This is a genomic window from Clostridium guangxiense (genome assembly GCF_021043395.1).
GTDB lineage: Bacteria > Bacillota > Clostridia > Clostridiales > Clostridiaceae > Clostridium_S > Clostridium_S guangxiense.
Window position 1 is genome coordinate 60281 of sequence record NZ_JAJNKE010000001.1, and the last position, 22798, is coordinate 83078.

Annotated in this window: 24 protein-coding genes; 3 read left to right on the forward strand and 21 right to left on the reverse strand. The window is 29.0% G+C overall.

What is annotated here, in order from left to right; genetic code table 11:
• Window positions 1-62: 62 nt before the first annotated feature.
• Window positions 63-1232, reverse strand: a complete 1170-nt coding sequence (locus LQK79_RS00365) for a S53 family peptidase (protein WP_231015003.1) — start codon at window positions 1230-1232, stop codon at window positions 63-65.
• A 513-nt stretch (window positions 1233-1745) separates the two neighbouring features.
• Window positions 1746-2159 carry a hypothetical protein gene (locus LQK79_RS00370; RefSeq protein WP_231015004.1) on the reverse strand — a complete coding sequence of 138 codons (414 nt, stop codon included), beginning with the start codon at window positions 2157-2159 and terminating at the stop codon, window positions 1746-1748.
• Window positions 2160-2384: 225 nt separating this feature from the next.
• Here LQK79_RS00370 and LQK79_RS00375 point away from each other — a divergent pair, with 225 nt between their 5' ends.
• Window positions 2385-2642: a helix-turn-helix domain-containing protein gene (locus tag LQK79_RS00375; RefSeq protein WP_231015005.1), complete on the forward strand. Its 258-nt coding sequence runs from the start codon at window positions 2385-2387 to the stop codon at window positions 2640-2642.
• Window positions 2643-2723: 81 nt separating this feature from the next.
• On the opposite strand, the gene LQK79_RS00380 is transcribed toward LQK79_RS00375, so the two are convergent.
• Window positions 2724-3827: a D-alanyl-D-alanine carboxypeptidase family protein gene (locus LQK79_RS00380; protein WP_231015006.1), complete on the reverse strand. Its 1104-nt coding sequence runs from the start codon at window positions 3825-3827 to the stop codon at window positions 2724-2726.
• 215 nt (window positions 3828-4042) lie between these two features.
• On the opposite strand from LQK79_RS00380, the gene LQK79_RS00385 reads away from it, so the two are divergent.
• Together LQK79_RS00385 and ytfJ are read left to right on the forward strand one after the other, a co-directional pair.
• Window positions 4043-4582 (forward strand): DUF2953 domain-containing protein, encoded by a 540-nt coding sequence (locus tag LQK79_RS00385; protein ID WP_231015007.1) that lies wholly within the window; start codon window positions 4043-4045, stop codon window positions 4580-4582.
• 44 nt (window positions 4583-4626) lie between these two features.
• The gene (gene ytfJ, locus LQK79_RS00390; protein WP_231015008.1) at window positions 4627-5079 is read left to right on the forward strand and encodes a GerW family sporulation protein; all 453 of its coding nucleotides are present in this window, start codon (window positions 4627-4629) and stop codon (window positions 5077-5079) included.
• A 161-nt stretch (window positions 5080-5240) separates the two neighbouring features.
• Here ytfJ and scpB read toward each other — a convergent pair whose 3' ends face one another.
• The 18 genes from scpB to xseA all read right to left on the reverse strand — a co-directional run bounded on the left by scpB (window position 5241) and on the right by xseA (window position 22797).
• A complete protein-coding gene (gene scpB / locus LQK79_RS00395) occupies window positions 5241-5831 on the reverse strand; it encodes an SMC-Scp complex subunit ScpB (protein ID WP_231015009.1) in 591 nt (196 codons plus the stop codon).
• Window positions 5818-6564, reverse strand: a complete 747-nt coding sequence (locus LQK79_RS00400; protein ID WP_231015010.1) for a segregation/condensation protein A — start codon at window positions 6562-6564, stop codon at window positions 5818-5820. The genes scpB and LQK79_RS00400 overlap by 14 nt, the downstream gene beginning before the upstream one ends.
• Before the next feature lie 71 nt (window positions 6565-6635).
• The gene (locus LQK79_RS00405) at window positions 6636-7844 is read right to left on the reverse strand and encodes a D-alanyl-D-alanine carboxypeptidase family protein (protein ID WP_231015011.1); all 1209 of its coding nucleotides are present in this window, start codon (window positions 7842-7844) and stop codon (window positions 6636-6638) included.
• A gap of 86 nt (window positions 7845-7930) precedes the next feature.
• The gene (locus LQK79_RS00410; protein WP_231015012.1) at window positions 7931-8746 is read right to left on the reverse strand and encodes a purine-nucleoside phosphorylase; all 816 of its coding nucleotides are present in this window, start codon (window positions 8744-8746) and stop codon (window positions 7931-7933) included.
• Between the two features lie 38 nt (window positions 8747-8784).
• The gene (gene xerD, locus LQK79_RS00415) at window positions 8785-9663 is read right to left on the reverse strand and encodes a site-specific tyrosine recombinase XerD (RefSeq protein WP_231015013.1); all 879 of its coding nucleotides are present in this window, start codon (window positions 9661-9663) and stop codon (window positions 8785-8787) included.
• A 46-nt stretch (window positions 9664-9709) separates the two neighbouring features.
• Window positions 9710-9937, reverse strand: coding sequence for a hypothetical protein (locus LQK79_RS00420; protein WP_231015014.1), 228 nt, complete (start codon window positions 9935-9937; stop codon window positions 9710-9712).
• The gene (gene spoIIM, locus LQK79_RS00425; RefSeq protein WP_231015015.1) at window positions 9931-10581 is read right to left on the reverse strand and encodes a stage II sporulation protein M; all 651 of its coding nucleotides are present in this window, start codon (window positions 10579-10581) and stop codon (window positions 9931-9933) included. The genes LQK79_RS00420 and spoIIM overlap by 7 nt, the downstream gene beginning before the upstream one ends.
• Before the next feature lie 280 nt (window positions 10582-10861).
• A complete protein-coding gene (gene spo0A / locus LQK79_RS00430) occupies window positions 10862-11707 on the reverse strand; it encodes a sporulation transcription factor Spo0A (RefSeq protein WP_231015016.1) in 846 nt (281 codons plus the stop codon).
• Window positions 11708-12059: 352 nt separating this feature from the next.
• Window positions 12060-13271, reverse strand: a complete 1212-nt coding sequence (gene spoIVB, locus LQK79_RS00435) for a SpoIVB peptidase (protein ID WP_231015017.1) — start codon at window positions 13269-13271, stop codon at window positions 12060-12062.
• Window positions 13272-13431: 160 nt separating this feature from the next.
• Window positions 13432-15138 (reverse strand): DNA repair protein RecN, encoded by a 1707-nt coding sequence (gene recN, locus LQK79_RS00440; RefSeq protein ID WP_231015018.1) that lies wholly within the window; start codon window positions 15136-15138, stop codon window positions 13432-13434.
• Window positions 15139-15149: 11 nt separating this feature from the next.
• Complete coding sequence (locus LQK79_RS00445) at window positions 15150-15602, reverse strand: arginine repressor (RefSeq protein ID WP_231015019.1); 453 nt, start codon at window positions 15600-15602, stop codon at window positions 15150-15152.
• Complete coding sequence (locus LQK79_RS00450; protein ID WP_231015020.1) at window positions 15602-16453, reverse strand: NAD(+)/NADH kinase; 852 nt, start codon at window positions 16451-16453, stop codon at window positions 15602-15604. The genes LQK79_RS00445 and LQK79_RS00450 overlap by 1 nt, the downstream gene beginning before the upstream one ends.
• A gap of 12 nt (window positions 16454-16465) precedes the next feature.
• On the reverse strand, window positions 16466-17281 hold the full coding sequence (locus LQK79_RS00455; RefSeq protein ID WP_231015021.1) for a TlyA family RNA methyltransferase: 816 nt from the start codon (window positions 17279-17281) through the stop codon (window positions 16466-16468).
• Between the two features lie 24 nt (window positions 17282-17305).
• On the reverse strand, window positions 17306-19165 hold the full coding sequence (gene dxs / locus LQK79_RS00460; protein WP_231015022.1) for a 1-deoxy-D-xylulose-5-phosphate synthase: 1860 nt from the start codon (window positions 19163-19165) through the stop codon (window positions 17306-17308).
• A gap of 2 nt (window positions 19166-19167) precedes the next feature.
• Window positions 19168-19752 carry a hypothetical protein gene (locus LQK79_RS00465; protein ID WP_231015023.1) on the reverse strand — a complete coding sequence of 195 codons (585 nt, stop codon included), beginning with the start codon at window positions 19750-19752 and terminating at the stop codon, window positions 19168-19170.
• A 742-nt stretch (window positions 19753-20494) separates the two neighbouring features.
• Window positions 20495-21364, reverse strand: a complete 870-nt coding sequence (locus LQK79_RS00470; protein ID WP_231015024.1) for a polyprenyl synthetase family protein — start codon at window positions 21362-21364, stop codon at window positions 20495-20497.
• Window positions 21357-21587, reverse strand: coding sequence for an exodeoxyribonuclease VII small subunit (locus LQK79_RS00475; protein WP_231015025.1), 231 nt, complete (start codon window positions 21585-21587; stop codon window positions 21357-21359). The genes LQK79_RS00470 and LQK79_RS00475 overlap by 8 nt, the downstream gene beginning before the upstream one ends.
• Window positions 21588-21600: 13 nt before the next feature.
• Window positions 21601-22797: an exodeoxyribonuclease VII large subunit gene (gene xseA, locus LQK79_RS00480; protein WP_231015026.1), complete on the reverse strand. Its 1197-nt coding sequence runs from the start codon at window positions 22795-22797 to the stop codon at window positions 21601-21603.
• Window position 22798 lies beyond the last annotated feature (1 nt).

Below are 22798 nucleotides of genomic sequence, written 5' to 3' on the forward strand. Positions count from 1 at the left end.
AACAGTTCATTTTACTAGTTCAGCAACTTATTATAATATATTAATAAAAAGTGATTTGCAAGCTAGTAGTTAGTGTCAAAGTAGCTTATAAGCTTGTCTACTTTTGGACTTCCTATTCCTGTTACAAGATCATAACCAGATTCAGCACTATAATCACCATTACTTCCGCTAGTTATATCATGATAGTCAGTATTATAACCTGAACTTGTGGCTGCATAAAGATCTGTTAAAAAATCATAACTATCAAGAGAATGTCCAAGACTTTGATCAATTAATGCTACAACACCAGCTAAACTTGGAGAGCTAAGGCTTGTACCACCAACTTGAAACCAACCAGTTTCACCTTCCTCTGGTGTAGTATCATAAACAGCTGCTCCAGTATTAGGATCGGATACCCATGATATATCAGGATTGCCACGATAATTTCCTACTATGCTAGATACGCTTTTTTGATAAATAGGTGCTGACACATAAGTACTTAAGCCACCACCTGAACCTGACCAACCAGTTTCACTCTCATATGTTCCAGTTGAATCGATATTTAGTGTAGTTCCACCAGCAGAAACCACATAAGGAGATGATGCTGGCCATTCTACTCCTGAACCACTATCACCTGAGGAAGCCAAATAAGTTACGCCTGAATGGTTAAAGTATGAATCATAATTGTTTTCATCATATGCTTCAGAACCACCCCAGCTATTTGATACAACCTCAGCCCCATGAGAAGTGGCATAGTTAATAGCACTCATTAAATAAGTATCGGAAGCAGATTTAGCAACCACTAAAAGAATCTTAGCATCTGGAGCAATTGCGTGAGCCCATTCGACGTCCATAGAAGTTTCAAGCGCCCATCCACCATCAGTATTTGTAGGTTTTCCATTAGGATAAGCAATAGTTAAATTAGCGCTTGAAAGACCAAATTCCGATGAAAAAGCGTTTAAATCACTTTGCATAGTTGGACTTCCATAAGCATCTACAATAGCTATTGTTTCACCATTGCCTGTAGAAGAAACATTGCTTACGCCATAGGCCTTTCTGATTTGAGAAGGTGTATAACCCACAGGTCCTGAAGATGATGCTCTCTTAACCTTTATTGTTGTTCTGCCTTCCCAGTGAGTGTGTAGTTTTGTGTTAGTTAGACTACTAGTTGACCTAGCAAAAGCACTTTGTGGTAGAAGTAATGTGGAAGAAATAAGCCCCAACAAAAGAAGTTTTTTTAATGATTTGTTCATAATAGACCCCCCTTTTTTATTGTTGTGCCAATAAACTTATGTCTAATACAATATTTTTAAATGTAACAATTAAGTAAAATATTATACTTAATTTTACTGTTGCTACAAATAATTAAAATAATGTATTTAAATGGATTATAGCACCATGTTATACAAATAGCAATATACTTAATAAAATTTATGTTAAGTAAGCAAAAAATTATTAATAAATCAACTTAAATTATATAAAATAAATTATTTACTTATAAAAAAACTGAACTGTGAATATTGAGCATTTATTACAGTAAAACAAACATCTTTACTATTAACTAGATATCATAAAAAATAAGACTGCAGCACTAAAAATTAGTTATGACTTATCAATTTTTTATTTAGTGCAGTAGTCCTATTTTCTATCATAATTTTTTATGGCCTACAATCTTTAAATAATGGTATCGCATTTCTAATATTAACAAACATGATGTTTATTCAATACCATTTGTAGTTCCAATAAATTGATAATTTGCTTTATACCTATGAATTATGAATTTTGAAGAAAGACATTAGCTTTTCTTCTCTTTCATTTTCTAAATCTAACAACCTAATTACTGAATTTCTAACATCAGGATCTATTTTCATAATATTATCGTACTCCTTTTCTTGTTTCTCATTATATTCGCAGTCTATATTTTTTTTAATTAACCATAATAGCTTTTCAATACAAATAAGCAGCTTTTTATATTCAAAAAATGTTTGTGCATACTCTGATCTATTTTTAATTATTTTAATCAGCCTAAAGAATACATTTTCATCTATATATTTTTTATTCATTAAATTATTTTCAATAACCTTAAGCAGCTTGACTATTTCATTATTAGTTAATTTTCCTACTTTTTTATCAAAATCATCACTAACATTTAAATCAAATTTATTTACATCAATCTTCATAATACAATTTCCCTCCCCCAAAATTAACAAACTTATACTTATTTGTGTATAATATTAGTATAACACCTATAATTTCACTTATAGAGAAACAATAACATATTTTTCCCTATATTTTTTAACTATATTGTGATACATGTCAAAAAAAAATTTTACTTTTATCATAATTTTATACAATTAATATATTAAATTATAGTTTTTATTAAAGAACATTATGAAAGGAGAGCTATGAACCCAAACATAGGAATAAACATAAGGAAAATACGAAAATCTAGACATATATCTCAAAAAGAATTGGCCTTTAGAATAAAAAAAAGTAATGGATATTTGTCGGATATTGAAAATGGGAACAAACTACCATCTATCAATGTATTGTATAACATTGCATATCATTTATGTATATGCCCTAGTAATCTATTAGGGTGTAAAAACAACACATGTGACCACTGTAGAAAGTTTCCAAATGAAATTAAAGATGAAATTTAATTTTTAAATCTAAATAAGTAATACGTGATAGATGTTAAACCTTGTAGTCAAAATCTATCACGTATTACTCATAATTAAGTACTAATCTTTACTAAATATTCTTTTTATATAGGGTATGCTTCTAACTGAATTTGATACCAAATAATCTGTATATACACATTTTCCTTTTACAAACACATCAATTCTACCTATTTTACTATTTTTACTTAAAGGAGCTTTTAACTCTTTTGAAACAGTAATTTTAGTTGAATAAGCTTCATTGTTTTTGCATGGAATAACTATATCATGTGAAACATAGAGTTCCAGCTTGTTTTTACCATATTTCACATTGCCTTCATATACCTTATTTCCTTTAGAATTTATTTTTCTATAGGTATAATTTTTCACAACATAATTGTACATCTTTTTAGTTTCAGCCCATCTAGGAGTACAATTTAATACAACAAAGATAACATCGTGACCATTAACATTTATAGAGGTCACAAGGCACTTACCAGCCTTACCAGTGTATCCTGTTTTAACACCATTTGCACCTGGAATTAGAGTTAATATCTTGTTTATATTGTGATAACTTCTCGTAAATCCACATTGATTTGCAGCCATATCCTTTGTTCCTACGATATCATTAAATAATTTATATTCCTTAGCCTTTGAAGTTATAATGGCTAAATCATACGCCGTACAATAGTGGAATTCTTTATCTAACCCATGAGGTGTTATAAAATGCGTGTTAAAAGCACCTATCTCCCATGCACATTCATTCATGAGTTTTGAAAAATTTTCTACACTTCCAGATATTCCTTCAGCTATTGTAATCGCTGCATCATTACCTGACCTAAACATTAGTCCATATAGAAGTTCTTTTAAAGTAATCTTTTCTCCGCGCTTATATCCAACTTTAGAACCCCTTATAGATACTGCATTTTTAGAAACAGTAAACTTTTGATCAAGTTTTCCATACTTCATCGCCACAAGTGCTGTCATTATTTTAGTTGTGCTGGCCATTGGAACAATCATATTAGAATTTTTTTCATATAAAACAGCTTTACTTTTACTGTCTATAGCTATTGCACATTTTGCATCAATATTTAAATTTCTATCTTCTGCTTTAATAAAGGTGGTATTTGATAGAATATTTAGAGCTAATAATATACATATAAAGGTATTTAATTTTTTTACTTTCAAATTTATTCCCTTCTTTTCTTTTGTTTACATTAATTTTTATTAACATAATTATAGTTATGTTAATAAATATGATTATATTTAAACAAATATCTATCACCTTATATTATTTTTCCATACGTCACTCACAAATATTCATGGTTACATTATAAAATAATTATAAAAAAATACTAATATGGTTATAATATCTATATATATCCTATTTAGGAGGTTTATACATGTACATTTTATTGATTATCTTGATGCTTCTTTTTATACCATTTCCAGTAATATTAGATTTTTTTTATAAAGATTACGATATTATATTAAAACTTTATAATAGATCGATTAAAGAAATACAATTGTTTAATAGAGTACAAGAGACAAAACATGATTTGCAAAGAAAACACTTTTTCTTTCCATTTGACTACATAAGAGAAATTAAAAGATTTCATTTTAAACCTCATTTAAAAGTTCATGCAAATATAATACTAGGATTGGATGATGCCGCAAAAACAGCTGAAATTTTTGGACTTATGAATTACTTTATTCAACTTGCTTTTTTATTTTCAAAAAACTTTTTTAAAATAAAAGATATAGATTATAAAATAAATCCTGATTTTAAAAAAAACATATTAGAAATTAAAATTCATAGTATAATCTGGATAAATATAGCTAAAACTATATATATAGTAATTTCTATACTATTTATCATGATTAAAACTCATAATAAATATAAAAGAATTAATTATAAACATTTAAAGTATGTAAATAATTAATTGTATTTTTAAAGTATTTATAAAATTTTAGGAGGAATCGTATTATGGATAATCATCCTATTGAAAATTTAATGAAAAGCACCATGGAAAATATCAGAGAAATGGTCGATGTGAACACCATCATTGGTGACCCAATTAAAGGAGATAACAACTCACTTATAATACCTATATCTAAAGTATCCTTTGGTTTCGTTTCAGGAGGAAGTGAATTTAACACTTCTCTTTCACCTGAAAATCAAAAAAATTATCCATTTGGAGGAGGTTCAGGTTCAGGGATTTCAATAAAACCTGTGGCATTTTTAGTATTAAAAGATGATTCCGTAAGACTGTTACCTTTAAATGCGGAAAATACTTATGAAAAAATTGTTGATTTGGTGCCTCAAGTTATGGATATGGTAAAAAATATGACACATTCACATAGTTGTGATAAAAAAGATTCAAAACTTAAGGATGAAGTAAAGAAATCTAAATATCACGATGAAGAAGTTGGCTTTTAAAAACTTCTAATAATTATATCTGCCATAACAGCAGATATAATTATTCTAAAATACTAACTAAATAAAGATAAAGCACCCTAAAACTTGAAATTTATTTATACCAAAATGCCGTCTTCTGTGCATTATGGTGCACATCAATTTCAATAGTTAAAGCGTTTTATCTATAAGTCCTTATCATCTGAATCCTCATTTTTTATCAAAAATTCATCAAGATGAGGCAGTTCCTCTAGGTTTCCTATAGAAAAACTTTTTAAGAATTCATCTGTAGTAGAATACAAAATTGGTCTTCCAGGAACATCAAGTCTTCCGTTTTCCTTAATAAGCCCTTTATCCTGAAGTGTTAATATTGCTCTATCACTTTTAACACCTCTTATTTCATCCACATCTATTCTTGTAATTGGTTGTTTATACGATATTATCGCCAAAGTTTCCATGGCAGCCTGAGATAATGATTGTCTTGAATTAGTCTTCAAAAGTTTACTTACATAATTACTGTTTTCTGGCTTCGTAACAAGCTGATAACTATCATTTATACAAATAAGTTTTATACCTCTTTTTTCGTCATTATACTTAATAATCATATTATCTAAAATTCGTTTTGCATGCTTTTCATTGCACTCAATAATTGAAGCAATTTGCTTAATTTTTAAAGGCTCCCCACTAGCAAATAAAACCGCTTCTATTATAGATTCATAGTTACTTCCATCAGGAATACCTTGCATTTCTAACTGTTTTATATTAATTTTTTTCATTATTTTCAATCCTCTCCATGAATATCTCGTTAAAATTATTTTCCTGATATATTTTTACATTTTTCAGCTTTACAAGCTCCAAAAGTGCCATAAAAGTAACTACCATTTCAAGCTTATTGCAGCATTTTTTAATAATATCTGAAAAATATAAAGTTTTTTTATTTTTAACTCCGTCTAATAAATAATTCATTTTATCTTCTACTTTATACTCATCAACAGAAATTTCACTTAAATACACATTGTTATCATTCAGCTTATTATCATAATTATTCATGAGTTTACAAAATAAGTTATATAATTCAAGCATTGTAACTCCCTTTAATATGTCTTTGCCTTTAATGTCATCTTTATCATCTATAATTTCTGGTTTTTTTGAAAATACAAGTCCACTTTCTTCCTGCCTTTGTCTTAAATAACTTGCAACTGCCTTAAACTTTTTATATTCTAAAAGTTTGGAAACCAATTCTTCTCTTGGATCATTTTCTTCTTCTTCTTCTTCTTTGTTTTTGGGTAGCAAAAGTTTGGATTTTATCTCTAACAAAGTCGCTGCAATAACAATAAATTCAGAAGTGATTTCTAAATCAATTTCCTTCATCTCGTTTAAATATTCCATATATTGATTTGTTATTTCATGAATTTTTATGTCGTATATATCCATCTCATTTTTTTTAATAAGATGTAATAATAAATCAAAGGGACCTTGAAAATTATTTATATTTATATTCAGTATCATAAAAATCTCCCCTATTAAATAGCATAAAAAAATAGCTGCAAAGTTTAACTTCACAGCTATTCTAACATAGTCTATATAGAATTATCAAATACCTTATTAAAATCTTTTCTTAAATTTTCAAAAAAGCCACCTTTTTTAATATCTCTGTCACAATATATCTTTACTTTTCCTATACTTTTAGCATCTAAATAATACTCACAATATCCTATTATACTTCCTTTTTTTACTATTTTGCTATCTTTTTTAATGTTAAAGAAACACTTACTTGTAATCTTACCATTATTACCTTTTGGCATTACTATGGTTAAATCCTCATTAGATTTTGCTATAAAAAACTTATCGCCATTTTTATTTAAGGTTATCTTAGCAACTACATCATCTTTAGAAACAATCTTCTTTTGCTGGTATTTTGAAAAACCATAATTCATAAGCATACTTGCATCCTTATTTCTAACTTTGTATGTAGGTGCACCCATAATTACAGTAAGCATTCTAACTCCATCTCTTACAGCTGTAGCACTTATACAATATTTAGCTTCATCAGTAAATCCTGTTTTAAGCCCATCACAACCTTTAAAAAATCTAACTAATTTATTATGATTAACAAGTCCTATTGGGCTCTTCCTACCCTCACTTATAGTTTCCATATAAGTTCCTGTATATTTTAAAATTTTAGAATGTTTTAATAATTCTCTAGACATTAAAGAAATATCATAAGCTGTAGTAACATGACCATCTGAACTTAATCCCGTACAATTTCTAAATGTAGTATCCTTCATTCCCAATTCTTGTGCTCTTTTATTCATCATAACTACAAAATTATCTTCGCTTCCACCTAAATACTCTGCCATTGCAACTGCCGCATCATTCCCTGATGCAATAGCTATTCCTTTTAAAAGTTCTTCTACAGTTCTAATTTCTCCCGTATCCAAAAGCATAGAGCTTCCACCCATTTTTTTTGCATTTTCACTTATAGTAACCTTATCAGAAAGCTTAATTTTTCCACTATCTACTGCCTCCATTGTAAGAAGCATAGTCATTATTTTAGTTACAGATGCTGGAGCAAATTTTTCATGGCAATTTTTTTCATAAATAATGTTTCCAGTAGTAGGTTCAAGTAAAATTGCAGATCTAGCATCTACTTTAATCCCACCTTGATTTTCAGTACTATTTTTATTATCATTTGGTGCAAAAGCAGTTACATACACAGGCAAAAATATACTTTGAAGAAAAATTATTATCAAAGCCAGTGTTGTTATAATAAACCCCTTTTTTTTCATTTTGTGTATCATCCTTTCTAACTATCAAGTTTATAAACTTATTTTTACCATGTTAAAAAAAATTATCACAAAATGAAGAAAAAAGTTTATATTTCGCTAATAATGCCTCTAACTAATTTTGAGAATTTATCCTTTACCTTATTTGATGTTTCAATTACTTCCTTATGGTTTAAAGGCTCATCAAGTATTCCCGCTGCCATATTAGTTATGCATGATATTCCTATAACTTTAATTTTACAATGGTTCGCAGCTATAACTTCTGGAACTGTGGACATACCTACTGCATCTCCTCCAAGAATTCTTATCATTCTTATTTCAGCTGGAGTTTCATAGCTAGGCCCTGTCATCATGAAATAAGTCCCTTCTACAACATCTATTTCAAAATCATTAGCTACTTTTTTTACAATTTCAATTAACTTTTTATCATATGCATTAGACATATCCGGAAATCTCTCTCCCATTTCGTCTATATTCTTACCTATTAAAGGATTATTGCCAGTAAAATTTATATGATCCCTGATTATCATTAAATCCCCAGGTTTAAATTTCGTGTTCACTCCACCGGCTGCATTAGTAACTATAATTTTTTCAATCCCCAAAGTTTTCATAACATAAATTGGCAGAGAAAGATCTTCCATTCTATTACCTTCGTAGTAATGAAATCTCCCCTCCATCATTACTACTTCTGCACCATCTAACTTTCCAAATACAAATTGTCCAGCATGACCTTTAACTGTTGATATTGGAAAATGTGGAACATCCTTATACTTTATAATTTTGCTTTCACTTGCTGCCCTTGCAAGGTCACCAAGTCCAGATCCTAATATTATTCCTATCTTAGGACTTATGCTTATTTGTTCCTTTATGTACTTTGATGCTTCTAAAATATCTTGATAATTCATTAAGATTCCTCCATGATAAATAATGTAACTTTTCATAATTATGCTCTTGGATGAGTATTTTTATATACTTCTGCTATTTTAGTTTTTTTATAAATTCCAGAATAAATTTGAGTTGTAGCCATATCTCTATGTCCTAATAATTCTTGTATGGTTTTTATATCAGCACCATTTTGAAGCAAGTGAACTGCAAAGGAATGCCTTAATGTATAAGAATTTATAGGTTTATGTATGTCTGCTTCCTTTGCATATAATTTTACAAGTTTCCAAAATCCCTGCCTAGTCATTTTAGTACCTTGAAGATTAAAGAAAATAAAATCTAAATTATAAATATTAATTTTACTTCTAATTTTCAAATAACTTTCAAGACAATTCACTGCATATGATCCAATAGGTATAATTCTTTCTTTTTCCTTTATACCTTTACATTTTATATAAGCCAATTTTAAATTAACATCATATATAGTTAGATTTAGCATTTCTGTAACTTTTATTCCTGTTGCATACATTATTTCAAGCATAGCCCTATCTCTTATCCCTTTATTTGTAGTTTCATCAGGACTTCTTAAGAGCTTGTCTACTTCATCTACAGTTAAAATCTCAGGAAGATTTCTTTTTATCTTTGGGGCTTCATATTGTATAACAGGATTATCACCTTTTATTCCTAACTTTACAAGATATTTATAAAAATTTCTTATAGATACAATATTTCTTACTATAGAACTATTAGCGCGTCCTTTTTTTTGAAGATATTGAACGTATGCCATTATTGTAACCACTTCAATTTCCTCTACTTTTTCGTCTCTTTCCTTAATAAATTCATAAAATCTTTTTATATCCCTTATATAAGCATCAAGGGTATTTACACTTAAACTTTTATTCTTTAGTTCAGTAATATAATCATCAACAAAACTATTCATATATAATCTCCCATTATAACAGACTTATCTTATGATACCACATAATTTATCTAATTGACAGTCTAAAAAAATAAATAAACTTTACTATAGTTTCTTTACTGCTAATAATGTTATATACAAAATCACTATCGCTATTTAACTTAGCTTTTAAAGTAAAATACGTAGTTATTTTATCTATCATCTCGGGCAGTAACATACCAAATATAATTAATACTAGAAAACACTTTATTAAGGTTAAAATTAAAATATATACTTCATCTTCTTTCTTCAACAATTAATTACCCACACATTCATTGCTATTATCTTTATAATATTAGGAGTGCAGTAGGTTTCAAAGAAAAAACCCATGAACATAATTAGTGTTATTATTATAAACATAAAAGAATAAGAACCGATATTAGAAAAAAATCTTCTCCTCATAGACATTTTCGAATTATCTTTAATAAGCTTAATAGAAAATTCCATAGCTATCACTGACAAAAAAATAATACATGGTATATAAATTATATTCTGTGGTATTACTCCTAACATAGCCATGCCTATTCCTTTAATTCCAAATCCACTTATGAAAAAAGCAACAGTAAATCCTATGGTAAATCCTTTTAAAACATCTATTATGAGTATAATTGGAATTCCTATCATTGTTAATCCCAAAAACCATACTACTAAAATTAATGGAATATTATTTTTTATTGCCTGAAAAAGAATCATTTTTGAATTTTCAGAATTTCCATTCTTACCTTTTATGAAGTCCGCAAGATAACTTATCAAATTGCTTTTATCTGATGTTGTCATATATTTTACTATATATACTCCTATAACAAATCCTATACCAATACATAACGCACTAAGTATATATAGCAAAAAATTTTCTTTAAGATGAGTATTGACAACATTTTTTATTGCAAATCTTTTCATTGTATCACTCCTTTTGTTAATCGCTTTTGATAAATCTTATGATTAGCAAAAGAAATTTATAACTTAAACATCTACTAAAAATAATATTAATTATATGTAATAAGTCTGTCGCACTAAAAATTAAATTAATTTAATCTTAATTCAAAAAGTAAGCAAAGTAACAGTATTGATGAGATGATTTAAATGAAAGCTAATAAATTTTAGATTTATAGCTTTCATTTAACATCTCAAAATACTGTTACTTCGTAATTTTTTATTTTTAAATGATATTATAAAACTTTTAACTAACTTTATTTTGAAGTCTTAATTTATCTGCAATCATGGCAATAAACTCTGAATTTGTAGGCTTTCCTTTACTATTATGTATTGTATAGCCAAAAAGCTTGTTTATAGTTTCAACTTGTCCTCTAGACCATGCAACTTCTATAGCATGTCTTATTGCTCTTTCAACTCTGCTTGCTGTAGTATTATATTTTTTCGCAATAGATGGATATAACTCTTTAGTAACAGCTGAAAGCAATTCTATATTATTTACCACCATAGTAATTGCTTCCCTTAAATACATATAACCCTTTATGTGCGCTGGAACACCTATCTCGTGTATTATTGATGTTATTTCACCTTCAAGATTGAGCGGCGAATTTGAGGAATATTCTGAAGTATTAGCAAAACTTGAAGGCATGTGCTTTACTTCTGAATTGGTAAAACCTGATGACATGCCTCTATTATTAGCAGTGTCTATAACGCTATTAAACATCTCTCTAATTCTTTTTATAAAAACCTCCATATCAAAAGGTTTTACTACATAGTAATCTGCTCCAAGAGTAATAGCTCTTTGTGTTATTTTATCTTGTCCCACAGCTGATAAAATTATTATTCTAGGAAGATTACTTAATTTCATATTATTAAGTCTCTCAAGGACTCCTAGGCCATCTAAATGAGGCATAATGATATCAAGAACAACTAAGTCTGGTTTTTTTTCTTCAATTAACTTTAATGCTTCAATACCATCTCTAGCTACTCCTACAACGAATATATCACTTTGATTAAGCAAATAATCATTAAGAATATTACAAAATTCCTTATTATCATCTGCAATTAAAACACTTATTTTTTCTTTTTCCATTTCTGACTCCCCTTTATTATTTTTTACCATTAATTAACATTAGCTATTGTAAGTATTCGACAAAACTATTTTTTTCCCTTTTTTAAATAAAATATTTTTATTATTTAATCGCTAATTCAATTTGTATCTTTTTTTCCATTTTATTACTAAAAAAGCAAAAAATCAAGTCATAGATTGTATTTCGAAATAATTTATTATATATGTTACATTTATTAACAAAACATACAGCATAAGTAGCAGCAGCATATACAATCATTCTATTTAAAAAAAACATTTAACTTACGCTAGTCTCATAATTATTTAAAAATTGCCATTTTTAAATATGCATAAGCTAAATGTTTATTTTGTCAAATCACAGGATACCAGCAGATTTAAGCATCCATTCAATGTAAATTCCATAACCTACTTCTGGTTTATTGACAAGTACATGAGTAACTGCACCTACTATTTTACCATCTTGTATTATTGGACTTCCACTCATTCCTTGAACAATTCCTCCAGTTTTATTTAAAAGCCTCTCATCAGTAACTCTAATTATCATACTTTTAGGTCCTGGTTCTTGCTGATCAAACAATTTTTCTATCTGTATCGAGTACATTTCAGGTTTATCGCCATTTACAGTAGTTAATATTTGGGCTTTCCCTATTTTTATTTCATTTCTAAGACCTATTTCAAGTGGTTTATTAAAATTACTATTTCTCATGCTTACTGTACTTTTACCAAATACCCCACATATAGTATTTCTATATATTTTTCCTATCGGGTTTTCTTCATTTATAAAAATCCCTCTTATTTCTCCTGGTGTTCCCTTAACACCTTTCCTTACAGAGACTACAGAAGAATTTATTAAATTTCCACTGTTTATTTTTAAAATTGTTCCTGTATCAACATCGGTAATTGGATGGCCAAGCGCACCAAATTGATTATCTTTATCATAATAAAAAGTTAATGTGCCTATACCAGCTGTTGAATCTCTTACCCAAAGTCCTATTTTATAACTTTCATCGTCTTCACTTTTTATCTTTTCCACTTTTTTTTCTATGAGTTTTCCTTTTCTTTCTACTGTTAAATATAATTGTTCTTTTTTGCTCTTGCTTATTTTATTTGATAAATCTTTTGAATTTAGCACATCTTCATTATTCACTTTTACTAGACTGTCACCAATTTGTATACCTGCTTTAGCTGCAGGACTAGGAACCTTTCCTTGCAAAGCATTAATATCACTAAAACCAACTATAAGCACACCTTTTGTGCTAAGTTTTATTCCTACCGGCTGTCCTCCAGGATATAATTTTATTTTAGGAACAGATTGCAAATCTACAGTCTTTACCGGTAATATTCCTAATATACTAACATTAACTTTATCTTTTTTTAAATTAACTTTATTTCTAGAATTTGAACTTTCATAAGGCTTAAATGATAAAAAGCTATATTTGCTTATGCCTTCGCCTTGTCTTATAAATATAGTTTTAGGAATGTTTCTAATTCTATTATAAGTTAAAATACTCATAATTATAATAGGAGTTAAAACACAATACAATACTATAAGCTTAATTTTTTTCATGTTTTTAACCTCCTTTTCTACATTTAAATTTCCCATTTTAAAATTATATTATGCTATTATATAGTTTCATTTAAAGCCATTTCTTTTATTTTAATGTCTAAATTTGAATAATAAAAAAAACATGAATTTATTATTCATGTTTTTCAATAAAAGAAAATCTTCATTTTATTTGAGTAATTTGCTTTTTCCTTTTTTCTGCCATTTCTATCATTTCTGCAGCATGTTCTATTGTAATTCTAGTTACTTCAGTTCCACCAATCATAAGTGCTAAAACCTTTTTCTTCTCATCTTTATCAATTCGTTTTACATCAGTATATGTTTTTCCATTTTCAGTATTTTTTGAAACTAAAAAATGTATATCAGACATACATGCAATTTGTGCAAGATGAGTTACACAAAATACTTGGTGCTTTGTTGAAATTATATACATTTTTTCTGCTACGCTCTGCGCTATTCTACCACTTATTCCTGTATCTATTTCATCAAATATAACAGAAGGAACTTTATCTTTATCTACAAATACAGTTTTTATTGCCAGCATTATTCTAGAAAGTTCTCCTCCAGATACAACTTTTTCAAGAGATTTTAAAGGTTCTCCAGGATTTGTTGAAATCAAAAATTGAACTTTATCCGCTCCAATACTTCCTATACTATTTTTATCAAAATTTACATCTATTTTAAATATGCTTTTTTCAAGACCTACATAATTAAGTTCATTTTTAACTTTAACTTCAAGAGTTTTAGCAAGTTCAACACGCATTTCGTGAAGTCTTCCTGCCTCATAAATAAGCTTTTCAAAAATTTTATTCTTTTTTAATTCTAAATCTTTAATTATAGCTTCTCTGTTTATATATTCGCTATATCTATTTTGAATTTCTTCTTTATATTTAAAAATTTCTTCTATAGTTTTACCATATTTTTTTTTATAATTATCAATTTGAAACAATCTACTATTTACATATTCTAGTTCTTTCTCATCAAAACTTATGTTATCTTTTATATCTCTTATATCCTGGACAATCTCCTGAGTACTGTAATAAAATCCTTCAAGTGAATCAGCTATATTTTTAATTTTTTCGCTTTTACCTTCAATACTTCTAAACCTACTTACTATGTACCCTAATAAATCATATATGGATTTACTATTATCCGTTCCATCATATAAAATTTCAGAAGCTTCAGAGAAAATTTTAGATATATTTTCACTATTAGATATCACTGAAAATTTCTCTTCAAGCTCCTCGTCTTCCCCTATTTTTAAGTTTGCTTTATCAATCTCATCTATTTGATATTTCAAAAAATCAGATATTTTACCATTTTGATCATCGGATACCTTAAGTTCTTTAATTTTTTTATCTATATCCATTACTTCCTTGTAAAGCACAGAATAATTTTCTATCTGTTTTAAAATATCCTCTTCTCCAAAATTGTCCAAATATAAAATATGATTTGAAACCTCAAGTAAGTTTTGATTTTCATGCTGACCATGTATATCAATAAGTGTATGACTTATACTTTTAAGCTTTGATACCAGAATAGATTTTCCATTAACTTTAGCAATACTTTTACCAGATCTAAACACTTCTCTACTTATTATTACTAAATCATCATATTCTATGTCCATTTCTTTAAGTGCTAATTCAGTTTTGTCATTTTCAATAGTAAATACAGCTTCTACATAAGCCTTTTCAGTTCCAGTTCTTATAAACCCTCTGCTTGATTTTCCACCTAAAACATAATTTATAGCATCAATTAAAATGGATTTTCCTGCTCCAGTTTCACCAGACAAAATGTTGAATCCTTTATCAAAAGTTACAGTAAGTTTTTCTATTAAAGCAAAGTTCTGTATACTTATCTGAAGAAGCATAACACATCTCCTTATTCATTCATCATTTTCTTTAATTTTTGAACTAATTCATATGCCTTTTCTTTTGACCTTGCTAATATAAAAATAGTGTTATCACCTGCTATAGTTCCTGCTATACCATCTAAATTCAAAGAATCTATAGCTTCTGCTGCTGCATTTCCAGAACCAGTTATGGTCTTTACCACAACAAAATTATCGACACTATCTATATTAATTACAGTTTGAGAAAATATAGCGACTAATTTATTTGAAAGAAATACCTCAGTTGGAGAAATAGTTGCATATTTATATTTTCCTTTTGGTGAAAGAACTTTAATTAACTTTAATTCCTTTATATCTCTTGAAACTGTAGCTTGAGTAATTTCCATTCCACTCTTTCTTAGTTCTTCTGCAAGTTCTTCCTGCGTTTCTATATCTTTTGAATTAATAATCTCTAATATTTTCGTATGCCTAGATATTTTCATTAATCATCACCTTCACATTCTGTAGTTCTAAGTATTATTTTTTTTCTTAAAATATCAAAGTAATCATAATCTTTAATCCTTAAAAGTTTACATTTATATTCAAGCTTATTTACTTCAATATAATCCACATCATATATCTCCATAGGCTTTTGTCCATCTACTGATATCATTACACTCTCATTATTTCTTATATTACATACTACTATATTACTTTTGCCATCAAAAACACTTGTTCTCATGTTTATTCCTTGAGGGCATAATGGAGTTACAGATATTAATTCAAGGTCAGGATATATTATTGGCCCTCCAGCTGAAAGGTTATACGCCGTAGAACCAGTTGGTGTTGATACTATTACGCCATCTGCTTTAAAATCCATATAAAATGATTTATCAACTTTTACCCTATACTTAAATATTCTTCCCAAAATTCCCGTTGATAAAACAATTTCATTAAGTGAATAGAAAACTTTTAATGTTTTATTTTGTATATATGAGCATTTAAGCATCATTCTATCTTCTATATAATATTCTCCATTAATTATTTTACCTAAAGACTTTTTTAATTCAGAAATTTCAATAGAGGTTAAAAACCCTAAATGTCCAATATTAATGCCAAATATAGGTACCTCGCTGGAGGCTAGCTTTCTAGCCGCATTTAAAATTGTACCATCACCACCCAATACGATAAATATATCCGGAATATCTTTAAAAACTTTCTCAAAATCAATTAAACTATCATAAAATTGAACATTTATCCTTCTGTTTTGTTCTTCAAAAATATTCTTAATATAATTTCGTATTTTTCCATCACAATCTTTATCTTTATTTATATTTACACCTACTATTTTCATAGAAAATTTCTCCTAATCAAGATTTTCATGTGCTATTTCAACAATTTTTTTTATATCATCATCATCAAGTTCATGTGCGTTTATATTATTAGCTTTAGAAAAATATATTAGATATTCTATATTTCCCTCAGGCCCTTTTATAGGAGAATGATCAAGACCAAGGATTATAAAATTATTTTCTTTTATAAATTTAACAACTTCACTTATTACCTCAATATGAGTATTTGGATCTTTTACTACGCCTTTTTTTCCTACCTTTTCTCTGCCTGCCTCAAATTGGGGCTTAATAAGAGCAACTATCTCTCCGTCATCACACAGCAAATTAACCACAGCTGGTATAACTTTTTTTAAGGATATAAAGGATACATCTATACTTGCAAAACTCCCATATTCACCAATTTGTTCATTAGTAACATATCTTACGTTTGTTCTCTCCATGCATACAACTCTAGAATCAGTTCTGAGTTTCCAAGCAAATTGTCCATATCCAACATCGATAGCAAACACCTTAGCTGCACCATTTTGAAGCATACAATCTGTAAATCCTCCAGTAGAAGCTCCTATATCAAAACAAACTTTATTTTCAAGTTCGATATCAAAAGATTTTATTGCTCGTTCAAGCTTATACCCACCTCTACTTACATAGGGCATTTTTTTTCCTTTAAATTCTATAGCCGCATCATCCTTTATCTTTTCTCCACATTTATCAACCCTAACATTGTCTACATATATTTCTCCTGCCATTATACTAGCTCTTGCTTTTTCCCTAGATTCAAACATACCCCTCTGTACCAAAAGTATGTCTAACCTTTCTTTATTTTGTGACATAATATACTCCTCTTCTCCTAACATCTATGCAAAAGTAAGAATTTTATTGTATATACTTTCTACATCAAGTCCACATACCTTATACAATATATTAGTTTTTCCTTGAACTAAAAATTCATCTTTAAGTCCAAGCATTAAAACTTTATTTTTAATATTTTTACTGTTTAAATATTCAAGAATACTGCTTCCAAGTCCTCCGTGACAAACATTTTCTTCGATAATTACAAATTTATAATTTTCTCTTGCAAGCTTTGTTAATAGCTCCTTATCAATTGGCTTTATAAAATCAGCGCTTACAACAGTGCAGTTTATACCAGTTTTGAGCAATCTTTTCGATGCCATAAATGCATGCTGTACCATTTTACCTGCTGCTATTATTGCAATATCTTTTCCTTCACTTATAGTCTGCCACCTACCTAATTTTAACTCTTTAAGTTGTGGAAGATTAGCATCTTCAGTATCTGTTCCCCTCGGATATCTTATAGCTATTGGATAATTTTGCTTTACTGCCCAATTGAGCATAAATTTCAAATCATCTGTGATTTTAGGTGCCATAATAGTCATATTAGGCATACTGCTTAAATATGACAAATCAAAAATTCCCTGATGTGTTTCTCCATCTTCTCCAACTATACCAGCTCTATCAATAGCAAATACTACTGGAAGGTTTTGAATGCATACATCATGCAATATCTGGTCATAAGCTCTTTGAAGAAAAGTAGAATAAACGGCAAAAATAGGTCTATAACCTGACGCTGCAAATCCTGCTGCCATAGTAACTGCATGCTGCTCTGCTATTCCTACATCAAAAAATCTTTTAGGAAACCTTTTAGAAAACTCACACAAACCTGTACCATCTGGCATAGCTGCTGTAATGCCAACTATTTTATCATTTTTCTCAGCAATATCAACGATAGTTTTGCCAAAAACCTTTGAATACGTAATTCCAGAGGAAGAATAAATCTCTCCATTATCAAAATTAAAAGGTCCTACCCCATGAAACTTATTAGGATTTTTCTCAGCATAATCATATCCTTTTCCTTTTTTGGTTATAACATGGATTATTACAGGTTCCTTAATCTCTTTAGCCTTGCTTATAACATCTATTAAATCACCAATGTTATGCCCATCTATAGGTCCTAAGTATTTTATACCAATATCCTCAAAAAACATTCCTGGTACTACTATCCTCTTTAAACCACCTTTTATTTTCTTTATTGAATTAGCAACCTCAGAGCCAATACTTGTTTTTCTAAGTTTTTCATTTACTTCTTCTTTAATTTTATTATATTTAGGATCTAGTCTTATTTTATTTAGGTATTTTGAAACACTTCCAACATTTTTTGAAATAGACATTTGATTATCATTAAGTATAATTATAACTTTAGTTTTTCTATATCCAATATCATTTAGTGCTTCAAATGCCATACCACCTGTTAATGCGCCGTCTCCAATCACTGCAACAACATTATAAGAAGCATTTGATAGATCTCTAGCTCTCGCAAAACCTGCTGCCGCTGAAAGTGATGTACTGCTGTGTCCAGTTTCAAAAAAATCATAAGGACTTTCCTTTCTTTTAGGAAAACCACTTATTCCACCATATTGTCTTAAAGTATCAAATTTATCTTTTCTACCTGTTAAAATTTTATGCACATAGGACTGATGCCCTACATCCCATATAATCTTATCTTCATTAAAATTAAAAACCTTATATAAACTTAAAGTAAGCTCCACAACACCTAAATTAGATGCCAAATGTCCTCCAGTTTTAGAAACCTTATGTATTAAAAAATTTCTTATTTCCTTAGCAAATTCATTTAACTTGCTGTTATTCATATCTTTTATTTCTTCAATGCTATTATATTTATCAAGTATTTTATACATTATCATCTATCCTTTGCTATCAGGTACAATAGTTTTGAAACTTTTGAAACAATAGCGTTACTATTATTAATTGCATAAGTTTTTCCAAGCGATTTTCCACATATGGTGGAAGCTGCAATGAGTGCCCCTATTATTACACTTATAATGCTAGACATAATATTTTCACTTACACTAAAATCAAAATTTCTAAAAATTAAAATGACTTTTGCAACAATTACCGCTCCCATCGTTCCACTTACAATACCACATATATCCCCTACTACATCATTACAAAATGTAGATACCTTATCTGCATTTTTTACCATATTTATTGCTATTTTAGCTCCATGTATTTTTTTTGAAGCCATGGCATGAAATGGCCTTTCGTCAGCAACAGTAACTGCAATTCCTATTATATCAAAAAATATTCCAAGACTTATTATAAAAATCAACAAAATAAAAGCTACTAATGTATTTACTCTATTTAGTAGCGAATCTGTTAATAGAGAAATGCTACTACTTATAGTAATTGACCATAAAAATATTTTTAACAGCCATTTACGTCTTTCCTTAGCATTACCCTTATTTTTATTTTTGGTCACACCCATTCCTCCACGTATATATCATTTCAATTTACATTCAAATGATAAAATCAATAGGTAATTATAATATGTGGTAACAAAATAAGTAAATCTTGCGGCATAGGTTCAGTAGGTTTTCCCTTTTGGTAACCATACGTCGCCGTATGGCAGTTTCCTTTTAATTCCAAAACTAAAATGTTGCCAATTTTAGGACTGAATTGCCACTAAGTCCGCACTGCAATCCTTATTTTGCCTTAGTAAAACAGTCTAGGAGTTTTCCTCAACAGTTAGGTGTTTTCATATCCTCTTTTGCAGCAATGGTTTCAGAGTACAATAAGTTTAAGATTTCCGGCCGAAAATCCCAAAACCTGTTTTATCTCCTCTCCCATTACCACTCAAGGCAGGCTACACTGCACATAGCTATTAACCACAATGCAGGTTTAACCCAATTTCGTATACAAAGCCTCTCGCATTGTATACAATAATTGGTCTCCACGGGAGTAGGGTCAGAATCACATGCCATTGTGAGTGCCCCAGCTCCCTTAACTCCCAGCACAAGCCCAAAACTGGGCGTTCTAGGCCAGCACCAGGAACTTCATCGATATGCCCTTTAGCGGATTTTTAGCCCCGCCTTCAAAAAACACTTACCTGACTAGAATACTGCACCACATATTAAAATATATTAATTATGATTATATCATAGTATTTTTAAATATTCAAAAATATAAAAATAATTTATAATAATTTTACTAATTATTCATTGGTAAAATTACTTTTTCCTTTCAAGGAGAAATTCTGTTATTTTTTTTAACCCTTCTGTATCTCCGTTTATTTGAGAAAGTATATCCATACATTCTTCAGTTATGTAAGCACACATTTTTTTACATTCTTCTAGACCATAAGTAGTCACATATGTAGTTTTGTTATTTTCTATATCACTTTTAGCTTTTTTACCCATAGTTTTTGAATCACCAACAATATCTAAAATATCGTCTTTTATCTGAAAGGCAAGCCCAACCTTCTCTCCAAACTCTTTAAAAAGTTTATACTCATTATTAGGAGCTTCACCTAAAATTGCTCCACTTAAAATAGCGGCTTCAATAAGTGCTCCTGTTTTTTTTCTGTGCATATATTTTAGCTGCTCTTTACTTATTTCTTTTCCTGTGCTAATCATATCAACAACCTGCCCACCTACCATACCATAGGCACTGCAAGCCTTAGCTATTAAACCACATGCTTTAACTGCATTCATGTCCTTATCACTACAATATTTAAACATGGTACTCATAGCTTCACTTAAAAGACCATCGCCAGCGAGAAGTGCCATGGCCTCACCATAAACCTTATGATTTGTTGGTTTTCCTCTTCTTAAATCATCATTATCCATACATGGAAGATCATCGTGAATAAGCGAGTATGTGTGAATCATCTCAATTGCAACAGCAATATCCATAACATCTTTATAATTATCTTTATATACGCTGTATGTATTTATAAATAAAAGTGGTCTTATTCTTTTTCCACCTACATTTAAACTATAATCCATAGCTTCATACAATTCCTTATCATAAGTGCCTTGGTTTTTAAAACATTCTTTCAAATAGCTTTCTATTTCATCTTTTAAAATTTGATTATTCATCTTTTTCACCCTCTTTCATAAAGTCTTCTTCTCCATTTTCCGTTACTACTTTGATTTTACCTTCTGCCTCATTTAACATTTTATATAGTTTATTGTATAATGTCATACCCTCTTCGTAATTTTTCAAAGTTTTTTCCAAAGTAAGATTGCCATTTTCCATGTCAGATATTATTTTTTCTAACTTTGAAAGCATATTTTCATAAGTTTCTTTTTTTGCTGGCAATTTAATTCCTCCCTTACTTATTTATTAAAGAAGTTTCAACATATCCATCCTTCATTGTAATAACCACATCATTTACACTTTTTAGCTTCTTTACAGTATCTATAAATTCTCCATCTTTATCCTTTATTATTGAATATCCTTTGTTAAGAACATTTTGAGGATTATTAGAAGCTAAAATATATTTATATTTTGAAATTTTTTCTTTTTCAATTTCGAGTGTTCTTTTAGTTTTAATAAAAAGTAATTCCTGTAATTTGCCTAATATTGAGTATCCATTTACTATAAAAGCCTCTGGGCTATTATTTTCTATTAATTTTTTCTTTAGTTCAAGGTCCTTTCTCTTGCTTTCAAGATAATAGCATGCATCTGCACTTAGGCGTTTTTTCATTGTATAAATTTTATCACTAAATTGAGATAAGTCTGGAACTGCAATTTCAGCAGCTGCTGACGGCGTTGGTGCTCTCATATCACTCACAAAATCTACTATTGTAAAATCTGTTTCATGACCAACTCCAGTTATAACAGGTTTTTTTGAATTATAAACTGCATATGCTAGATTCTCATCATTAAATGCCCACAGTTCCTCTATAGATCCTCCACCTCTTGCAATTATAATTGTATCAACATCATCTGCATTATTCATGTAATCAATTCCTTTTATAATCTCCTTTGAGGCCTTTACCCCTTGAACCAAAACGGGATATATTACTATATCTATATTTTTATTTCTTCTTCTAGAAACATTTATAATATCTCTTACAGCAGCACCTGTTTTAGAAGTTATAACTCCTATTTTTGATGGATACAATGTAATGCTTTGTTTATGCTCCTCATCAAATATACCTTTTCTTGAAAGCTTTTCCTTTAATTTTTCAAACGCTATGTATAACTCTCCCATGCCTTCAAGTTCTATTTCACTTGCATAAAGCTGGTATGCCCCATCTTTTATGTATACTGAAACTCTGCCTTTCACATTAACCTTCATTCCATTTTCAGGCATAAACTTTAAACTTTGAACATCACTCCTAAACATAACACAGTTTATCTTTCCATTTTCATCTTTTAAGGAAAAATAAGCATGACCGCTGGTATGAAGTTTAAAATTTGATATTTCGCCTTTTATATAAGCATTTCCTAGGATAAAATCACTGTCCATAACCTTTTTTATATAACTATTAAGCTCAGAAACTGTTAAAACCTTAATATACATA